At 67.3% G+C, this 16,843-nt stretch carries 22 protein-coding genes; 12 read left to right on the forward strand and 10 right to left on the reverse strand.

Annotated elements, in window-relative coordinates; genetic code table 11:
• Nucleotides 1-49 precede the first annotated feature (49 nt).
• Together glpX and L978_RS11605 are read left to right on the forward strand one after the other, a co-directional pair.
• On the forward strand, nucleotides 50-1,036 hold the full coding sequence (glpX, locus tag L978_RS11600) for a class II fructose-bisphosphatase (protein WP_047523222.1): 987 nt from the start codon (nucleotides 50-52) through the stop codon (nucleotides 1,034-1,036).
• A 203-nt stretch (nucleotides 1,037-1,239) separates the two neighbouring features.
• Nucleotides 1,240-1,530, forward strand: coding sequence for a hypothetical protein (locus tag L978_RS11605; protein WP_047523223.1), 291 nt, complete (start codon nucleotides 1,240-1,242; stop codon nucleotides 1,528-1,530).
• Nucleotides 1,531-1,560: 30 nt separating this feature from the next.
• Here the strand turns inward: L978_RS11605 and L978_RS11610 are convergent, their stop codons facing one another.
• Nucleotides 1,561-2,850 (reverse strand): DNA recombination protein RmuC, encoded by a 1,290-nt coding sequence (locus L978_RS11610; protein WP_047523224.1) that lies wholly within the window; start codon nucleotides 2,848-2,850, stop codon nucleotides 1,561-1,563.
• Nucleotides 2,851-2,912: 62 nt separating this feature from the next.
• The gene (locus L978_RS11615) at nucleotides 2,913-3,515 is read right to left on the reverse strand and encodes a 3'-5' exonuclease (protein WP_047523225.1); all 603 of its coding nucleotides are present in this window, start codon (nucleotides 3,513-3,515) and stop codon (nucleotides 2,913-2,915) included.
• 59 nt (nucleotides 3,516-3,574) lie between these two features.
• Here L978_RS11615 and L978_RS11620 point away from each other — a divergent pair, with 59 nt between their 5' ends.
• Nucleotides 3,575-4,315, forward strand: a complete 741-nt coding sequence (locus L978_RS11620; protein ID WP_047523226.1) for a class I SAM-dependent methyltransferase — start codon at nucleotides 3,575-3,577, stop codon at nucleotides 4,313-4,315.
• 67 nt (nucleotides 4,316-4,382) lie between these two features.
• Entirely contained in the window at nucleotides 4,383-5,456 is a 1,074-nt protein-coding gene (ychF, locus tag L978_RS11625) for a redox-regulated ATPase YchF (RefSeq protein ID WP_047523227.1), read from the forward strand.
• A gap of 18 nt (nucleotides 5,457-5,474) precedes the next feature.
• On the opposite strand, the gene L978_RS11630 is transcribed toward ychF, so the two are convergent.
• Both L978_RS11630 and L978_RS11635 read right to left on the reverse strand, forming a co-directional pair.
• A complete protein-coding gene (locus L978_RS11630; protein ID WP_047523228.1) occupies nucleotides 5,475-5,831 on the reverse strand; it encodes a YciI family protein in 357 nt (118 codons plus the stop codon).
• Nucleotides 5,828-7,093 (reverse strand): RNA polymerase sigma factor, encoded by a 1,266-nt coding sequence (locus L978_RS11635; RefSeq protein WP_047523271.1) that lies wholly within the window; start codon nucleotides 7,091-7,093, stop codon nucleotides 5,828-5,830. Before L978_RS11635 ends, L978_RS11630 begins: the two co-directional genes overlap by 4 nt.
• 862 nt (nucleotides 7,094-7,955) lie before the next feature.
• Between L978_RS11635 and L978_RS18600 the strand changes: the two genes are divergently transcribed.
• The 5 genes from L978_RS18600 to L978_RS11660 all read left to right on the forward strand — a co-directional run bounded on the left by L978_RS18600 (nucleotide 7,956) and on the right by L978_RS11660 (nucleotide 11,567).
• The gene (locus L978_RS18600) at nucleotides 7,956-8,237 is read left to right on the forward strand and encodes a type II toxin-antitoxin system RelE/ParE family toxin (RefSeq protein WP_081997026.1); all 282 of its coding nucleotides are present in this window, start codon (nucleotides 7,956-7,958) and stop codon (nucleotides 8,235-8,237) included.
• Entirely contained in the window at nucleotides 8,224-8,568 is a 345-nt protein-coding gene (locus L978_RS11645; RefSeq protein ID WP_052193641.1) for a HigA family addiction module antitoxin, read from the forward strand. The genes L978_RS18600 and L978_RS11645 overlap by 14 nt, the downstream gene beginning before the upstream one ends.
• Before the next feature lie 42 nt (nucleotides 8,569-8,610).
• Nucleotides 8,611-9,183, forward strand: a complete 573-nt coding sequence (locus L978_RS11650; protein ID WP_052193642.1) for a hypothetical protein — start codon at nucleotides 8,611-8,613, stop codon at nucleotides 9,181-9,183.
• 12 nt (nucleotides 9,184-9,195) lie between these two features.
• Nucleotides 9,196-10,857 carry an ABC-F family ATP-binding cassette domain-containing protein gene (locus tag L978_RS11655; RefSeq protein WP_047523230.1) on the forward strand — a complete coding sequence of 554 codons (1,662 nt, stop codon included), beginning with the start codon at nucleotides 9,196-9,198 and terminating at the stop codon, nucleotides 10,855-10,857.
• Between the two features lie 134 nt (nucleotides 10,858-10,991).
• Nucleotides 10,992-11,567, forward strand: a complete 576-nt coding sequence (locus L978_RS11660) for an alpha/beta fold hydrolase (protein WP_047523231.1) — start codon at nucleotides 10,992-10,994, stop codon at nucleotides 11,565-11,567.
• A 15-nt stretch (nucleotides 11,568-11,582) separates the two neighbouring features.
• On the opposite strand, the gene L978_RS11665 is transcribed toward L978_RS11660, so the two are convergent.
• The 3 genes from L978_RS11665 to L978_RS11675 all read right to left on the reverse strand — a co-directional run bounded on the left by L978_RS11665 (nucleotide 11,583) and on the right by L978_RS11675 (nucleotide 12,951).
• Entirely contained in the window at nucleotides 11,583-11,927 is a 345-nt protein-coding gene (locus L978_RS11665; RefSeq protein ID WP_047523275.1) for a helix-turn-helix domain-containing protein, read from the reverse strand.
• Nucleotides 11,928-12,034: 107 nt separating this feature from the next.
• Nucleotides 12,035-12,334 (reverse strand): Fe-S cluster assembly protein HesB, encoded by a 300-nt coding sequence (locus L978_RS11670; protein WP_047523232.1) that lies wholly within the window; start codon nucleotides 12,332-12,334, stop codon nucleotides 12,035-12,037.
• A gap of 107 nt (nucleotides 12,335-12,441) precedes the next feature.
• The gene (locus tag L978_RS11675; protein ID WP_231555050.1) at nucleotides 12,442-12,951 is read right to left on the reverse strand and encodes a GNAT family N-acetyltransferase; all 510 of its coding nucleotides are present in this window, start codon (nucleotides 12,949-12,951) and stop codon (nucleotides 12,442-12,444) included.
• 90 nt (nucleotides 12,952-13,041) lie between these two features.
• On the opposite strand from L978_RS11675, the gene L978_RS11680 reads away from it, so the two are divergent.
• A complete protein-coding gene (locus tag L978_RS11680; protein WP_047523233.1) occupies nucleotides 13,042-13,587 on the forward strand; it encodes a Dps family protein in 546 nt (181 codons plus the stop codon).
• A 20-nt stretch (nucleotides 13,588-13,607) separates the two neighbouring features.
• On the opposite strand, the gene L978_RS11685 is transcribed toward L978_RS11680, so the two are convergent.
• Nucleotides 13,608-14,123: a DUF6328 family protein gene (locus tag L978_RS11685; protein WP_047523234.1), complete on the reverse strand. Its 516-nt coding sequence runs from the start codon at nucleotides 14,121-14,123 to the stop codon at nucleotides 13,608-13,610.
• Between the two features lie 66 nt (nucleotides 14,124-14,189).
• Between L978_RS11685 and L978_RS11690 the strand changes: the two genes are divergently transcribed.
• Nucleotides 14,190-14,396: a hypothetical protein gene (locus L978_RS11690; RefSeq protein ID WP_047523235.1), complete on the forward strand. Its 207-nt coding sequence runs from the start codon at nucleotides 14,190-14,192 to the stop codon at nucleotides 14,394-14,396.
• 16 nt (nucleotides 14,397-14,412) lie between these two features.
• Here the strand turns inward: L978_RS11690 and L978_RS11695 are convergent, their stop codons facing one another.
• Nucleotides 14,413-15,006 (reverse strand): 1-acyl-sn-glycerol-3-phosphate acyltransferase, encoded by a 594-nt coding sequence (locus tag L978_RS11695; RefSeq protein WP_047523236.1) that lies wholly within the window; start codon nucleotides 15,004-15,006, stop codon nucleotides 14,413-14,415.
• A 95-nt stretch (nucleotides 15,007-15,101) separates the two neighbouring features.
• Between L978_RS11695 and L978_RS18950 the strand changes: the two genes are divergently transcribed.
• A complete protein-coding gene (locus L978_RS18950) occupies nucleotides 15,102-15,248 on the forward strand; it encodes a hypothetical protein (protein ID WP_166804714.1) in 147 nt (48 codons plus the stop codon).
• A 34-nt stretch (nucleotides 15,249-15,282) separates the two neighbouring features.
• On the opposite strand, the gene L978_RS11700 is transcribed toward L978_RS18950, so the two are convergent.
• Complete coding sequence (locus tag L978_RS11700) at nucleotides 15,283-16,761, reverse strand: DHA2 family efflux MFS transporter permease subunit (RefSeq protein ID WP_047523237.1); 1,479 nt, start codon at nucleotides 16,759-16,761, stop codon at nucleotides 15,283-15,285.
• Nucleotides 16,762-16,843 lie beyond the last annotated feature (82 nt).

Genomic DNA, 16,843 nt, shown 5'->3' on the forward strand with positions numbered 1-16,843 from the left:
GGGCAGGAAAACCGGGCAGATCCGCTTCTTCGGTCGCTAGGCTGACCGCATGGTGAGTCTGACAGCGGATCTGAGCCCTCTTCGTCCCGATCGAAACCTCGCGATGGAGTTGGTCCGTGCGACCGAGGCCGCAGCCATCCGCGCGGTCCCCTTCATCGGGCGGGGAGCGAAGGAAGCCGCGGACGGTGCCGCCGTCGATGCGATGCGCGCGTTCCTCGGCACCGTCGACTTCCAGGGCCGTGTCGTGATCGGTGAGGGCGAGAAGGACAACGCGCCCATGCTCTTCAACGGCGAGGTCGTCGGGACCGGCCGCGGCCCGCTGTGCGACATCGCCGTGGATCCCATCGACGGCACCTCGCTGACCGCAGCCGGTCGGCAGAACGCACTCTCCGTGATCGCGGTCTCGGACCGGGGGACGATGCTGGACGCCTCCTCCGTCTTCTACATGGACAAGCTGGTCACGGGGCCCGCCGGCGTCGGAGTCGTCGACATCCGCCTTCCGATCGGCGAGAACATCCGCAAGCTGGCCGGTGCGCTCGACAAGCCCGTCGATGAGATCGTCGTCTCCGTGCTCAACCGTCCGCGTCACGAGCGGTTGATCCAGGAGATCCGCGATGCCGGGGCCGGTACCCGCCTGATGAGCGACGGCGACGTCGCCGGCGGGATCAACGCAGCTCGGCACGATGCCCGCACCGACATGTGCGTCGGCGTCGGGGGGAGCCCGGAGGGGATCGTCACCGCGTGCGCCATCAAGGCCCTGGGCGGACACATCCAGGGACGCCTCTGGCCGCGCGACGACGAGGAGCGCCAGCGGGGGATCGACGCCGGCCTCGACATGGACAAGGTCTACGAGGCCGATGATCTGGTGCAGGGGAGCAACACGATCTTCGTCGCGACCGGCGTCACGGACGGGCAGCTCGTCGCCGGGGTACGGCGTGAGCGGGGCTACGTGTACACCGAGAGCGTCGTGCTTCGCGGTGCCTCCGGAACACTGCGTCGTATCGCCTCGGAGCACCTCGTCTCGAAGTGGCTCTGAGCTTGCGTGTCCCCGGTTTCCGCCCGGTCTGAGGCCGCGTCCTCGCGGTGACGGCCGCGCGGCGCATCGGGTCATCGTTATCGAGCCGGTATCGGTTCCGAGTGGCGTGAGCCACGCTTTCGGGAGCGCCGTGTCACAATTGTCACTGGGTTTGTCGCCGTGGACGGAGCCGCAAGGCACCGCAGGCACAGGAGGGCGAACGGATGACAACGCAGCACACGAGCGGCTCGAAGGCCGCCGCGACGAAGATAGTCACCACGAACACGGGGCGTATTCTCCGGGTGAGTGCCGATGCCGAACCCGGCCTCGGTGTCACTCCTCCCGTGACACCTCCACCCGCAGCTCTGGTGGATCCCGCGCGTCGCGCTGACGTCCTGTTCCGGGTCCGCCGCGACGAGGGTCACGAGATCAGCGCGTGGTGGATGATCGGAGCCTTCCTCGCGACCAGCGGTCTGGTCATCCTGCTTCTCAGCGGCGTCCCCGGCATCGCCTGACCTCTTCTGTCGCACCCCCGACGGACTCGGTCATGGCGTCGACGTCTCGTCTCCTGCCAGGCGCGCTCGCACGTCGCCGACGTCAGCGGTGACTGCCGAGGCGCTCACGCGGTCCACTGTGACATCGGCGCTCTCGGGAAGATCGTCTGCGGCGAGCAGCTCGGGAGCCGTGAAGCGGCGTGCGCTCGCCGCGGTCGACGGGGTCACGGAGGCGAGCGCGGTTTCGTCGACCCCCGGGAACTGTCGGGCCGTGACCAGCACACGCGTCTCGAGGGAGCCGGCGAAGCGGTTGTAGCTGTCGACCGTCCGCTCCAGAGCGCGGCGCAGATCGTCGGCGTGCCCGGCGAGGGTTCCCAGGCGGTCGTACAGCTGCGTGCCGAGCGCGAGCAGGGTGCGGGCCTCGGTGGACACTTCCTGTTGCGTCCAGGTGAAGGCCACCGTCTTCAGGACCGCCCACAGGTTGACGGGTGACGCGAGTGCCACGCGGCGGCTGAATGCGTAGTCGAGCAGCGTCGGATCCTCATCGATGGCGGCGGCCAGAAGTGATTCGCTCGGTAGGAAGCAGATCACGAACTCCGGGCTCGCGTCGAGGCCGGTCCAGTACGCCTTCTTCGCCAGCGCGTCGATGTGCGCGCGGACCGCCTTGACGTGCTTGTGCATGTGCGCGCGGCGCTGTGATTCGTGTGCGTCTCCCTGCGGAAGTGCGGAGGCCTCGAGATAGGCGTCGAGGGGCACCTTGGCATCGACGGCGATCGAGCTGCCGCCCGCGAGACGGATGACCATGTCGGGTCGTCCCTGTCCGCGGTCGGAGGAGATCGTCGCCTGCAGGTCGAAGTCGATGTGCCGAGTGAGGCCGGCGGCTTCGACCACACGGCGGAGCTGAGTCTCGCCCCAGACACCGCGCGTGGCGGTCGAGCGCAGGGCTCCCGCTAGTGATTCCGTGGTTGCCCGCAGTGCCTCGTCGGACTCCTGGGCACGACGCAGCTGCTCCTCGAGCGTGCCGAACTGCGCGTGACGCTCCCGCTCGATCGCGGCGACCTTGGTCTGCATCTGCTGCAGACTCTCCCGCACCGGCGCGAGGGCGGTCAGGACGGCATTCTGCTGCTGGACTCTCTGGGCTTCGGCGCGCTGCTCGGTCCTGGCGTGCTCGACGGCGTCGCGGTAGAGGTCGTATTGGCGGTCACGGTCGTCGCGCGCAGCCGCGAGTTCGGCCTGCGCACGGGCGAGCTCCGCGGCCCCGCGGCCGGCCCGCAGAAACCAGCCCACAGCGACGCCCACCGCGAGGGCGACGAGGACGAGAACGACAGAGAGTGCATCCATGTGTTCATGATGCTCCCGGCGTCCGACATTCCGAGGTCGCCGCGCACGCAGGGCGCGGCGGATCAGGCGACCGCGCGCTCCAGCACGGGCGCGATCGTGGCTACGGGTGCGGTCACGCGCAGGCTCAGGGCATCGGCGAGGGCGAAGACGTCGGCGGCGCCCGCTCGGGCTGCCGCGTCGATCACGATCTGTGCGCATGCGCGGGCGTCTGCGAGAGCGTCGTGATGTGCGAACTCCGCGAAGCCGGCGGCGGCTGCGGCCACGGGTAGGCGATAGGACTCGAGGTCGTAGGTCTTGCGGGCGACCTGAAGGCTGCACAGTGATCGATAGGGCGGGCAACTCTGCCCCGTGGCCTCGGAGGCGCGGCGCAGGACGTTGAGGTCGAAGCCGGCGTTGTGGGCGACCAGCACGTCGGCTCCGGCGAACGCGCACAGGCGGTCGAACTGGTCGACCCAGGTGGCGGCCGAAAGGACATCCTCGGGCTGGATGCCGTGGATGCGAACGTTCCACTCCTGGAACTCGTCGTGCCCGGGCGGCGGCTGGATCAGCCATCCCGTGGTGGCGACGACCTCGCCTCCGCGCACACGGACGAGTCCGACGGAGCAGGCCGAGGCAGGGCTGGAGTTCGCGGTCTCGAAGTCGATCGCAGTGAAGTCCAAAGGCACAGAACCACTCTCCCTCCGAGCGCGCCGAGCGGCACGCAGACTCGCCGTAGGCTGGCGGCATGGCTGAGGAGATGGCGACGTCGTTCGGAGCACAGGCCGGAGACTACGAGGTCGGACGGCCTGAGTACCCTTTCGATGCTGTCGCGTGGATGCTGGAGAAGATGCCGGTCGGCTCGCGGCGGATCGCCGACGTCGGCGCGGGCACGGGGAAACTCACCAGGGTCCTGGCCGGGGCGCCGGAAGCGGAGATCGTCGCGATCGATCCGGACCCGAAGATGCTCGCCGCTCTTCGGATCGCTGTGCCCGGCGTGCCGACGTTCGCGGGCACGGCGGAATCCCTTCCGCTCCCTGACTCCAGCCTCGACGCCGCGGTGCTCGGGCAGGCCTGGCACTGGGTGGATCCCGTCACCGGCTCGGCCGAGATCGGTCGCACGGTGCGCAGTGGGGGAGTGCTCGGCTTGATCTGGAACATCCGCGACGAGCGCGTCTCTTGGGTGCGGCGCCTCACCGAGATCATGCACGGCAGCAATGCCGAGGTCATGCTGGCCGACGGCGGGCCCGAGGTCGCCGCGCCGTTCGGGCCGTTGGAGGAGAAGTCATGGGACTGGGTGCGTCCGATCTCGCGTGACCACCTGCACCGGATGGCGTCCTCGCGCAGCTTCGTCATCACCGCCACCGCCGAAGAGAAGGCGCGGATCCGGCAAGAGATGGACGACCTCTTCGACGAACTCGGACTCGACGGCGAGAGCACGATCGACCTGCCCTATGTGACCAGGGCGTTCCGAGCGATCCGGGACTGAGCCGCGCGCGGCGGGAGCTCCCGGTTCCGGCGATCCCGCCAGGCGGGGCGAGGTAGACTCGTGCCCCGTGGCTCTCACTATCGGCATCGTCGGCCTGCCCAACGTCGGCAAGTCCACTCTCTTCAACGCACTCACCAAGAACGACGTGCTCGCGGCGAACTATCCGTTCGCGACGATCGAGCCCAACGTCGGCGTGGTGAACCTGCCCGACCCGCGTCTGGAGAAGCTCGCCGAGATCTTCGGCAGCGAGCGGATCCTCCCGGCTGCGGTGTCGTTCGTCGACATCGCCGGCATCGTGCGCGGCGCGAGCGAGGGAGAGGGACTCGGCAACAAGTTCCTGGCGAACATCCGCGAGGCCGATGCCATCGCGCAGGTCGTCCGTGGGTTCGCCGACGACGACGTCGTGCACGTCGACGGCACGGTGAATCCCGCGTCCGACATGGAGACGATCAACGCCGAGCTCATGCTCGCCGACCTGGAAACCGTCGACAAGGCGATCGCCCGCTACGAGAAGGAAGTTCGCGGCAAGAAGATCGAGCCCGTCGTGCTCGAGACCGCGAAGGCAGCGAAGGACGCCCTGGAGCGTGGCGTGCTGCTGTCGGTCGCCGGCATCGATCTGACGCCGATCCGAGAGCTCGGTCTGCTCACCGCCAAGCCCGTCATCTTCGTGTTCAACGTCGACGAGGCCGTGCTGACCGACGATGCGCGCAAGGCGGAGCTTGCCGCTCTCGTCGCTCCCGCGAAGGCGATCTTCCTCGACGCGAAGATCGAGTCCGAGCTCATCGACCTCGATCCGGAGGATGCGGCAGAACTGCTCGCGTCGACCGGCCAGGACGAGTCGGGCCTGGACCAGCTCGCCCGCATCGGCTTCGACACCCTCGGCCTGCAGACCTACCTCACGGCCGGTCCGAAGGAGGCTCGTGCGTGGACGATCCCCAAGGGGTCGAAGGCGCCGCAGGCGGCCGGTGTCATCCACACCGACTTCGAGAAGGGCTTCATCAAGGCGGAGATCGTCTCGTTCGACGACCTGGTCGAGACGGGCTCCGTCGTGGAAGCCCGCGCCAAGGGCAAGGCACGCCTCGAAGGTAAGGACTACGTCATGCAGGACGGCGACGTCGTCGAGTTCCGCTTCAACAACTAGCGTCATTCTTGTTGACGATCACTCCTGATCCCACGGCAGCCTCACCTGCGGCAGGATGTAGATGCGGCCGAGGGTCGCGACCGGATGCCTCGTCATGTACTCGGCGGCTTCGTCGATCGAATCGGCGGTGATGAGGTCGTAGCCGGCGAACCACTCCTTGAACTCGGGGAACGGGCCGTCGGTGATCAGGGCGCGGCCGTCACGGACGACGACGGACTTCGCCTGCTCGGGACCCGCGACAGGTGCCCCCTCGCCCAGACGTCCCGCCGCTTCGCCCTCGGCAGCCCAGCGCTCGAGCATCGCCTGGTCCTCGGATTGGGGCAGATCGGTGCCGGTGGGGTCGGACATGTGGACGACGAGGTACTTGCTGCTCATGAGGGTTCTCCATTCGATGGTGCGAGCTGATTCCGTCGGCGGATGAGGTGAGTGGTCTCGGCGGTGTTCCCGGCCAGACCGATTGCGCGATCATAGGCCGCTCGGGCGTCGGCGGAGCGGCCGGTCGCGCGCAGCAGTTCCGCACGGGTGACGTGGAAGGCGTGATGGCCGTCGAGCGTGTCGGCGAGTCGGTCGATGATCGCGAGAGCGAGGTCGGGTGAGTCGTGTTCGGAGATCGCGATGGCCTTGTTGAGGGTGACGAGTGGACTCGGGTCGATCTCCTCGAGCCGGGAGTAGAGGCTCGCGATGCGCGCCCAGTCGGTGTCACGCGGGTGCGGGGCGGTGACGTGGGCGGCATTGATCTCCGCGAGTAGCCGGTATCTGCCGGAGGGCTCATCAGCCTCCCGTGATCCGAGCAATTGCAGACCCTCAGCGATCAACTCTCGATCCCAGGACCCCCGATCCTGCTCATCGAGCCGCACCAGCTCACCGTCGACCGAGACGCGGGCCTGAGAGCGGGCGTCGGTGAGCAGCATCAACGCGAGCAGACCGACCACCTCGGCATCGTCAGGACGGAGTCCCTGTGCGAGCCGGGTGAGTCGGATCCCCTCGGCGGTCAGCTCGCGCCGGATCGCGGGCGTGTCGGGGCCGGAAGCGAGGTATCCCTCGTTGAAGACGAGATACAGCACAACGAGGACGGCATCGATGCGCTCGGGGAGGTCCTCCGCCGTGGGGATCGCGAAGGGGACGCCGGCCGCCTTGAGCTTCGCTTTGGCCCGGCTGATCCGCTGACCCATGGTCGTGTCCTGCACGAGGAACGCGTGGGCGATCTCGGCGACGGTGAGCCCGCCGACGATCCTCAAGGTCAGCGCGACGCGCGCGTCGAGCGAGAGCGCCGGATGGCAGCAGATGAACAGCAGCCGAAGCCGATCATCCTCGATGGCGCCGGTCGGGGCGGCGGGTTCCGGATCGTGCAGCCGCAGCGCCTCCCAGTGCTTCTCGTCTCGACGCGCCTCACGTCGCAGCCGGTCGATCGCCCTGCGATTCGCTGTCGTGGTCAACCACCCGGCAGGGTTCGGCGGTACGCCGTGTGCTGGCCAATGCTCGACAGCGGTCGCGAACGCCTCCGCGGTCATCTCCTCGGCCAGGTCGAGGTCTCCGAACCGCCGCGTGAGTCCCGCGACGATCCGCGCCCACTCCTCCCGATGCGTGCGCGTGATCACCGTCGCGACATCCCGAGTGTCGTCCCGGGGTTCCGGCATGGCCATCATCTCCTCGCTGCATATACTCCGAGCGGGCCGTTCAGCTTGCGACAGTCTTCCGGAAAAGCCGCCGGATCGGTGTGCGGTCGGAAGACTTTCGCCGCGGGCCCTCGGCCTCGGCGGCCGCCCTGCGTTCAGCGGCAACGCGACGTCGCTCCGCCTCAACCATGGCCCGCCGGGTCTCGGCCTGGTGATAGATGATCGTCAACATCGGATCCATAAACATGGAGGAGGCCCTTCCTGATCGGGCCGGAATCGTTGCATCCGGCTATCAGGACCACGAACGGGCGCGGCTCATTTCGACACCGGCGTGACAGTGACAGGTTCTGTTGGCCTGATCGCGGTGGTATGCCACCGTTTCGCTTCCATGTGACAGATCACATGAATCATCGCGGAGAGGCCTGATCGCTTTCAGGACACGTCCGGATGGGGTGCGGCACAGCTTTGTGCCGACTTCATTTCGCCGATCCCACATCGGCACTCGCATTGCCTCGATCCGCGCCACGGCGGATCGAGGCAATGCGCGTGCAGACGGTGCCGCGTGTTCGCCTTCCCGGCATCGAGCTAACTGACGAAGCTACACGGCGTCGCTGCTCTCCACCGTCGACGTGCGCCGGGTTGCTATCGGGCGAAAGTACGTATCCGATGAGACTCATTCAGGTCGAGTTCGCTCCGAACGTCACCCAGTTGGCAACGCTACCGACCGTACGCTCCCAATCAACGCTTGTGAATAGCGGGGTGGCCGAGTAGGCGAAGGTGCGCCGCGAATCCGGCGATCCTATGAGGCTGCTTGGTTACGGCACGTCGTGGGGTCCTGGTATAACGTCTAGCATTATTAACGGGGTCCGTTATATTCTTGGGTGTGATCAGATCGTTCGGGAGCAAGGCGACCGAACGTCTGTGGCGTCGTGAGCGCGTACCGTCGGTCGATCCTCGGATCCTCTCGGTGGCGTTGCGCAAGCTCCGTCAAGTGGGGTCTGCAGAATCGATTGACGATCTTCGTCTCCCGCCAGGAAACCGGCTGGAAGCTCTGAAGGGTGATCGAGCCGGCCAATACAGCATCAGAGTCAATGACCAGTGGCGGATCTGCTTCGTGTGGACCGACGCTGGCCCAGAGGAGGTGGAGATCGTTGACTACCATTGACAAGATTCCCCCGATTCACCCGGGTGAGGTCCTCATGGAGGACTTCATCAAGGGTTTCGAGATCACGCAGAACAAGCTCGCTGTCGCCATCGGTGTGCCGCCGCGTCGGATCAATGAGATCGTGCACGGCAAGCGGGGAATCTCGGCTGATACCGCCCTGCGGCTTGCACGATACTTCGGTGTCTCGGCACAGTTCTGGCTCAATCTTCAGACGCGGTACGAACTGGATCTGGCTGAGGATCGTGCCGCCGAGCAGATCGCGGCGATCAAACCACTTCAGGCTGCGCAACGACTGACTTCCACGGACCGGAGGACCCATGGCGATCGATGAGGCCCAGCCGACAGCGGGGTTCGGCAAAGCCGGGAGGCCGTGATGGAGTTCGAGACACCGGATTCGTTTCCCGCCGCGCTCGGGAGACGCCGCGCGCTGGTCATCCGTGTCTGCCTGGTCATCGTCATCGTCGGGCTCGTGGTGAGCGGGGTCACCGCCTTCCCGCTCCGCGAAGAGTTGTCGCTCGGGCGCGACATCCTGAACAACACGGGCCTCAGCGCGACCTTCCCCGACGTCGCCTTCTGGGTGCAGCGGGTAGCGGAAGGGCTCGACGTCACCGGGAGCGCGTATCCGTTCCTGGCCTATGGCACGGATTGGCTGGCGTTCGCGCACTTGGCCATCGCGGTGGCCTTCATCGGTCCGCTCATCGATCCAGTGCGCAACGTGTGGGTGACCATCTGGGGCCTCATCATGTGCGCGGGTATCGTCCCGCTGGCGGTGATCGCCGGAGCCATCCGTGGTCTGCCGATCGGCTGGCAGCTCATCGACATCTCCTTCGGGGTCGTGGCTGCGGTGCCTCTCACGATCGCACTCGTGCTGACGCGACGACTCGAGAGATCGAATGTCGTCACCGCTGTCGGAGGAACCGCGTCCGTGCACCATCCGCACGGGTGACAGGATTGACGGATGACCGCAACACTCGTGGCCCAAGGGCTGGCCGGCGGGTACGGCCACCGCACCCTGTTCGACTCCCTCGACCTGACCGTCACCGCGGGTGATGTCGTGGGCCTCGTCGGGGCCAACGGCGCAGGGAAGTCGACCCTCCTGAAGCTGCTGGCCGGTGTCGACGAGCCGCAGGCCGGGACGATTCGGCTCTCGCCGCCGGATGCCTTCGTCGGATGGCTCCCGCAGGAACACGAGCGCGTCGCGGGTGAGAGCGTGGTCGACTACATCGGACGCCGGACCGGGTGTGCGGCGGCGACCAGAGACATGGATGCTGCCGCAGCGGCCCTCGGGGATCCGTCTCTCGCTGCGCCTGGCACAGACCCCGCCGACACCTACTCGGCCGCGCTGGATCGTTGGCTGGCCAGCGGGGCGGCAGACCTCGAAGAGCGGCTTCCGGCAGTGCTCGCCGACCTCGGCCTCGATCTGGGCGAGGATCCGGCCCACACGCTGATGACATCGCTGTCGGGCGGACAAGCGGCGCGCGTCGGTCTGGCCGCACTGCTGCTGTCGCGCTTCGACATCGCGCTGCTGGACGAGCCGACGAACGATCTCGACCTGGACGGCATCGAGCGGCTGGAGGCGTTCGTGCGCGGCCTCCGCGGAGGTGTCGTCGTGGTCAGCCACGATCGCGAGTTCCTCGCCCGATGTGTCACCCGCGTCCTGGAGCTCGATCTCGCGCAGGGGAGCAACCGCGTGTTCGGCGGCGGCTACGACTCGTACTTGGAGGAGCGGGCGACGATCCGTCGACAGCAGCGTGAGAAGTACGACGAGTTCGCGGACAAGAAGGCCGACCTCGTCGCCCGAGCCCGCACCCAGCGTGAGTGGTCGAGCCAGGGCGTGCGCAACGCGATGAAGAAGGCGCCCGACAACGACAAGATCAAACGCAAGGCCTCGGCGGAGTCGAGTGAGAAGCAGGCGCAGAAGGTGCGTCAGATGGAGAGCAGGATCGCTCGGCTCGAAGAGGTCGAGGAGCCGCGCAAGGAATGGCAGCTCGAGTTCACGATCGGTTCGGCGCCGCGTTCCAGCTCGGTGGTATCCACGCTGAGTTCCGCCGTCTTCCGACAGGGATCCTTCCAGCTCGGCCCGGTGTCGCTCCAGGTGAACGCGGGGGAGCGGATCGGCATCACCGGCCCGAACGGCGCCGGGAAGTCGACGCTGCTGCGCGGGCTGCTCGGGCGGCAACTCCCCGATGAGGGAACGGCGAGCCTCGGTGGGAGCGTGCAGATCGGCGAGATCGACCAGGCCCGTGCGCAGCTCGTCGGCACGCAGCCGCTCGCCGGCGCCTTCGAGGAGCTCGTGCCGGAGATGGCGTCGGGCGAGGTGCGCACGCTCCTCGCGAAGTTCGGTCTCAAAGCCGATCACGTGATGCGCGCCGTCGACGAGCTCTCGCCCGGGGAACGCACCCGCGCAGGACTGGCTCTGCTGCAGGCGCGGGGCGTCAACCTGCTCGTGCTCGACGAGCCGACGAACCACCTCGACCTGCCCGCGATCGAGCAGCTCGAACAGGCGCTCGAGTCCTACGAGGGCACTCTGTTGCTCGTCACCCATGACCGTCGGATGCTCGCGACCGTGAAGACCGACCGGCACTGGCGGGTGGAGGCCGGGCAGGTGACGGAGGTCTGAGCGGCAGCGTCGGCCGGAGAGCACATGCGGCTAGGCTGGAGGACGGCGGCTCCGGCCGCGGTCCGGTCGCTGGCGTCCGCCGTGGACATCCCGCCTGAGTTCCTGACACCGACGGCACGAGGAGATTCACGCCGATGACCGACACTCAGATCTTCGAACCCGACGGTCGCGCGATCCCGTTCGTCGATGAAGGCGACGGTCCTGTCAAGCTCGTCCTGATCCAGGAGCGCGATCTGGCAGCCGACGTCCTCGGTGTCGTGGCACACTACCTCGCCGAGGAAGCGGGGTTCCACGTGCTGCGCATCGGCCATCGAGCCGAGGCCAAGAGCGAAGAGGTCTCCCTCGACGATCGGGTCGAGGACGCCCTCGCCGTGATCGACCACGTCGGGTTGGGTGATACCTGGATCGGCGGGCACGGCTTCGGCGGCACGGTCGCACGGGCCTTCGCCTTGGCGCACGCCGACCGGGTGAACGGTCTCGCACTGCTGGGCGTCGAAGAGAACGACCTGCCCCTTGCGCCGGTGATGCCCGTGCTGATCATCCAGGGCACCAAGGACCTCGCCAATCGGTTCGCCAACGGTGAGCAGCTGCAGTCCACGGCACCCGAGCGTGCGAGTGTCAAGAGCATCGACGGCGCTGATCACCTGTTCCCGATGACACACCCGATCGAGACCGCGGTCGTCATCGAGGAGTACCTCGACTGGGATTGAGCCCCTGACGGGCGCTCAGCGCCCCTGACGCTTCTTGTACGGCTTCGGCTGCCCCTTCACAGCGGGCGCCCGGCCCTTGCCCTTCGAGGCTTTGGCCTTGCCTCCGGCCGGGGCAGGGGCGTTGCGCACCGGCTCCGGTGCGGCGGCCACCTCGGCCCGCGCCTCCACCAGCAGAAGCTCGCCGACGGGCGTCAAACGCGTGGGCCCGTCGCGATGGACGATCGGGTGACCCACCTCGGCCTCGAGTTTGTCGATCGAAGTGTAGAGAGAAGCCAGCGGGATGCCGAGCTTCTCCGCCGCGCGCGGGAAGTGCAGTTCGTCCGCGAGGACGACGAAGCGGCGGAGCAGGGAAATCTTCACGATGGCCTTTCGACTGCGCACACGGGCGTGCGAGCTCGCTCCAGGTTACGCGGTGCAGACAGACGGATGCCGCGGCCGAGTCGGCCGCGGCATCCGGAATCCTTCGGTCAGGCGACCTGCGGTGTGACGGCGAACGACACGGAGCCTTCGTCGTCGACGCCGGCATCGAGGATCTTGTCGTCGAGGGCGGCGACAGCGGACTCGTCGAGGAACAGCCGGGTACCGGCGACCTCCACGACCTGGTCCTGCGGCTCCGGGTCGGTGGCGACGAGCACGGCGAGACGTGCACTGCCCTCCGGGCCCTGGGCCTCGGTCGAGTGGATGCGGAGCCCGGCGTCCGGGGCGTCCGTCTGACGGCTGACGAGAGTCGTCACGATTGCGGAGGCGTTGTCGGTGAGGGTGAGCACGAGACTCTCCTTCCGGTTGGGGCATGACGCGGTCGCGACATGTCCTCGCTACGATGCCCGACGTCGGGAATGCTCTCAACCCCCTTGCGCGTCCTCGGAGGAGACTCTTACCCTGCTCGCAGGTTCTTGCGCAGGAACACCTGTGCGGTGCCGTCGCCGTCGGGAACGCGCTCGTGCTCCTCATACCCGCACGATCGGTAGAGGCGGATGTTCGCCTCGCTCAGGCTCCCCGTGAACAGCTCCGCGACGTCCGCTCCGGACGCCCTCTCGGCGCTCTCGAGCAGTAGTCTGCCGATTCCCTCGCCCTGCACGTCCGGTGCGATCGCGATCCTGCCGATCAGCAACAGACCGTCTCTCTCGACGTAGCGGATGGCGCCGACGAGGCGCCCGTCGATGCGCGCGGTCAGTCCCGACTCGGAGCGCAGCTCTGCTTCCAACTCGGAGAGCGTCTGTGTCAGGGGTGGCATGTCGACACTGCCGTAGATGGCGGCTTCCGAGACGAAGGCAGCGCGTTGCACCGTCAGCACCTCGCCGGCGTCCTCATCGCTGATCGGGGAGATGACGATCTCCGATTGCGTCTTTTCCTGGTCTTCGTTCACGATGTCCGTGTCACTCACGCGTGTCAGATTCCGGGTTCCGCCCCCGCGGTGTCAACCCCCTCGCTCTCGGCTGCGCGCTGGATTAACGTCAGCCGCAGGAGGTACATCATGGCGAAAAGCACGACCACCAAAAAGGCCGGCGACTCGACGAAGCGCGCGGCGAAGACGACCAGGCAGCAGAACGCGGAGAAGGGCTTCACAGCCTCGAAGACCCTTGCGGACAACCTGCAGGCCGTGCTCGTCGATCTGCTCGATCTCGCGATCCAGGGAAAGCAGGCACACTGGAACGTCGTGGGGCGCAACTTCCGCGACACGCACCGCCAGCTCGACGAGATCATCGACGATGCACGCACCTTCAGCGACACGATCGCGGAGCGCATGCGGGCCTTGCATGCCGTCCCCGACGGGCGCAGTGCGACCATCGCGAAGACGAGCTCGCTTCCCGAGTTCCCCGCCGGCGAGGTCTCGACCTCCGAGACGATCGACCTCGTCACGGAGCGACTGGAGGCGGCGGTCGCAACAGCACGAGACGTGCATGACGCTGTCGATGAGGCGGACCCGACCTCTGCGGACCTCTTGCACGCCATCATCGAACGGCTCGAGCAGTTCGCATGGATGGTCAGCGCAGAGAACCGGAGCCCAGCAGGACGCTGACTGCGGGTACCGCGGGGCCGTCACTCGGCGGCGGCTCCGCGGGCGTGGGCGCTGCCGCGCATGATCCGCGGAAGCGCCGCCCACAGCGCCGTCACGAGGACCAGCGCCGCGACGAGCGCGATGATGCCGGCGACGCGGTTGACCGTGAAGTCGATGATCAGCGTCGTCACGCCGATGGTCAGCGCGCCGATCACGACGAGGTCGATGCGGACGATCCGCGCCGCGATGCGCACCAGTTCGGGCTTGCGACGCCGACCGAACAGCGCCCGGTGCATCCCCACGGGTGCCAGGGCGAGAATCGTCGCCACCGCCGCAAGAGCGACGAGCACGACGTAGAGATCGCGCTGGAGCGCGTCCATGTCGGTGAAGCGTGGCTGGAAGGCGACCGCAAGGAGGAAGCCGGTGAGGATCTGGGTCCCCGTCTGCATGACGCGAAGCTCCTGAAGAAGCTCTTCCCAGTTGCGATCGGCCCGCTCGTTCGCGGTCTCGTCACGGCCGTCGAGACCGTTCCCTCCACCCGAAGGATCTGATGTCATGGTCTCAGTGTGGTTTCCCCGCTCGGCCGCTGTCCAGACGCTTGCATCCGTGGAACGAAAGAAGGCATGATGACGCTCCCTCCGATCCGCGACTGGTGGCCTGAACTCTCCGAAGACGGGCGACGGGCCGTGCTCGACGCCGATACCCCGCACCTCGACGAGGCGGTGCGCGAGGAGATCCGCGTGATCACCGGTGCTGTCGTCGGGATGGTGGAGTCCTTGAGTGACGAGGATCTCGAGTACGCACGCACACACCCCGCGGAGAGGGGCTGATCGCAGGAACCCGCGCTTACGCGGCGTCGGGCTCCGTGGTCTCGGCGCCTTCCTCACGCAGTCGCGGTTCGGTGCGACGCTCGGGCCGCGCGCCGGCCTTGTCCGCGTAGAACGCTCGGATCCGATCCATGTCGGCCCCCACATCGCCGGTCAGATCGATGGTCGGACCGAGCCCGCTCGTCATGGTCGTGCGATCCACGAAGCCGAGCGTCACCGGCATACCTGTCTCGCGAGCGATCCGATAGAACCCCGACTTCCAGTACTCGTTGCCGCCTCGGGTGCCGTCGGGTGTCACGACGAGCCCGAAGACGGTACCCGCGTGCACCTGGCCCACGACGTCGTTGACCACCCTCGCGGGGTCAGCACGGTCGACGGGGATTCCGCCGAGCCCACGCATGATCGGACCGCGCCATCCACGGAAGAGGCTCTTCTTGCCGAGCCAATGCACGTCGATGCCGAGTCGCCAGGCGATCGCCAGCATCAGCACGAAGTCCCAGTTGGACGTATGCGGAGCGCCGACCAGAACGGTCGGCCGCGTCGGCGCTGCCTCGCTCACGAGCGTCCATCTGCTGAAAGCCCAGAACATGCGGGCGAGGAGTCGTTTGACCATCCCTCAACCGTACGGGAGAACCGCGGTCGATCTGCGGGCATGTCCGACCGTGCGGATCCGGCGCCACCCCTTCCCGACAGGCGTAGCATCGAGGGGTGAAGAACACGCGGCAGGATTCCGTGCAGCAGGACGAGCCCGCCGGGCTGCAACCGCTCCTGGACTCCTTGAACCTGCTCGAGGGCGACGCTGCGGGCTACTGCAGCAATGGCGTCTGCCAGTTCCCCGCTCCGAAGAGCGAGTAAGAGACAGACGCCATCGCGGGCAGCCTCCGAACGATCAGTGCCCGGCAGGCAGTGCCTCGCCGGCATCGTCGGAAGGCTTGCGGACGAACGGGCTCAGCGCCACGGCCGCGAGCGAGATGAACGCCGCGATCAGGAACGCCGTGCGAGCACCGGGAGCACCCGCAACCGCGGTCGACAGGCCCTCCTGCTCTCCGGCATGCAGGATCGTGGAGTAGGTCACCAGCAGCAGGGCGACTCCCGTGGCCCCGGCAACCTGCTGCAGGGTGTTCAACACCGCGGAACCGTGCGAGTACAGGGAGCGCTGCAGCGAACCCAGCGAGGCGGAGAACAGCGGCGTGAACGACATCGCGAGCCCGACCGACATGGCCGCCTGAACGATGATGAGCGCCCACCAGATGGTGTGTTCGCCGACCGTCGAGTAGAAGAACAGCGACGACGAGACCAGGATCGTGCCGGGGATGAGCAGCGGGCGAGTGCCGCGCGCGTCGTAGACACGGCCCATGATCGGTCCGAGCAGTCCCATCAGCAGGGAACCGGGGAGGAGGATCAGGCCGGACTGGAGCGGGTTGAGCCCGGCGACGTTCTGCAGGTACTGCGGCAGGAGCGTCAGAGTGCCGAACATCGACAGCGCCAGGATCGACATGATGATCACGGACAGCGTGAAGTTGCGGGAGCGGAAGACGCGCAGATCGAGCAGTGCGTCATCGATGCGCTGCAGCAGGAGCTGACGCCAGACGAACAGCCCCAGCGACAGTGCACCGACGATCAGCGAGATGATGCCGGCGGTCTCACCCGATCCGCCCTCGGCACCGAACTGGCTGAGCCCGAACACGACGCCGCCGAAGCCGAGCGCTGCGAGCGGGATCGAGAGGATGTCGAGCGGGACGGACCGGGTCTCGCCGAGGTTCGTCATCCACTTCACGCCCATGAGGAGGGCGATCAGCGAGATCGGCAGGATGATCCCGAAGAGTGCGCGCCAGCTGGCGAACTCGAGCACGGCACCGGCGAGGGTCGGACCGATCGCCGGAGCGAGCGAGATCACGAGGCCGACACGGCCCATCATGCGGCCACGCGACTGCGGTGGCACGACGTTCATGATCGTCGTCATCAGCAGCGGCATCATGATGCCGGTGCCGGCGGCCTGGATCACGCGACCGATCAGCAGCACGGTGAAGCCGGGCGCGACGAGGGCCACGAGGGTGCCGAGCGAGAACGCGGTCATCGCGGCGATGAAGACCTGGCGCGTGGTGAACCGCTGCAGGATGAAGCCCGTGGTCGGGATCACGACTGCCATCGTGAGCATGAACGCGCTCGTGAGCCACTGGCCGAGCTCGGGCGGGATGCCCAGGTCGGTGTTCAGGTGGGGGATCGCGATCCCCATCGTGGTCTCGTTGAGGATCGCGACGAAGGCGGCGACGAGCAGCAGCCAGATCACGCGCATGTCGGTGCGGGAGATCTCGCCCCCTGCCGTCGCGGGGGTCGTCGAGATGGAGCCGGTATCGACGGCAGACATGGGCGGCCTCCAGGGCGAAGAAGAAACGGATTTCGCGAGAGTTCGCAAGAGTCAATCAGCGTAACGGCAATCGCCGACATTT

It is taken from the genome of Microbacterium sp. ZOR0019 (assembly GCF_000800925.1).
Taxonomy (GTDB): domain Bacteria; phylum Actinomycetota; class Actinomycetes; order Actinomycetales; family Microbacteriaceae; genus Microbacterium; species Microbacterium aurugineum.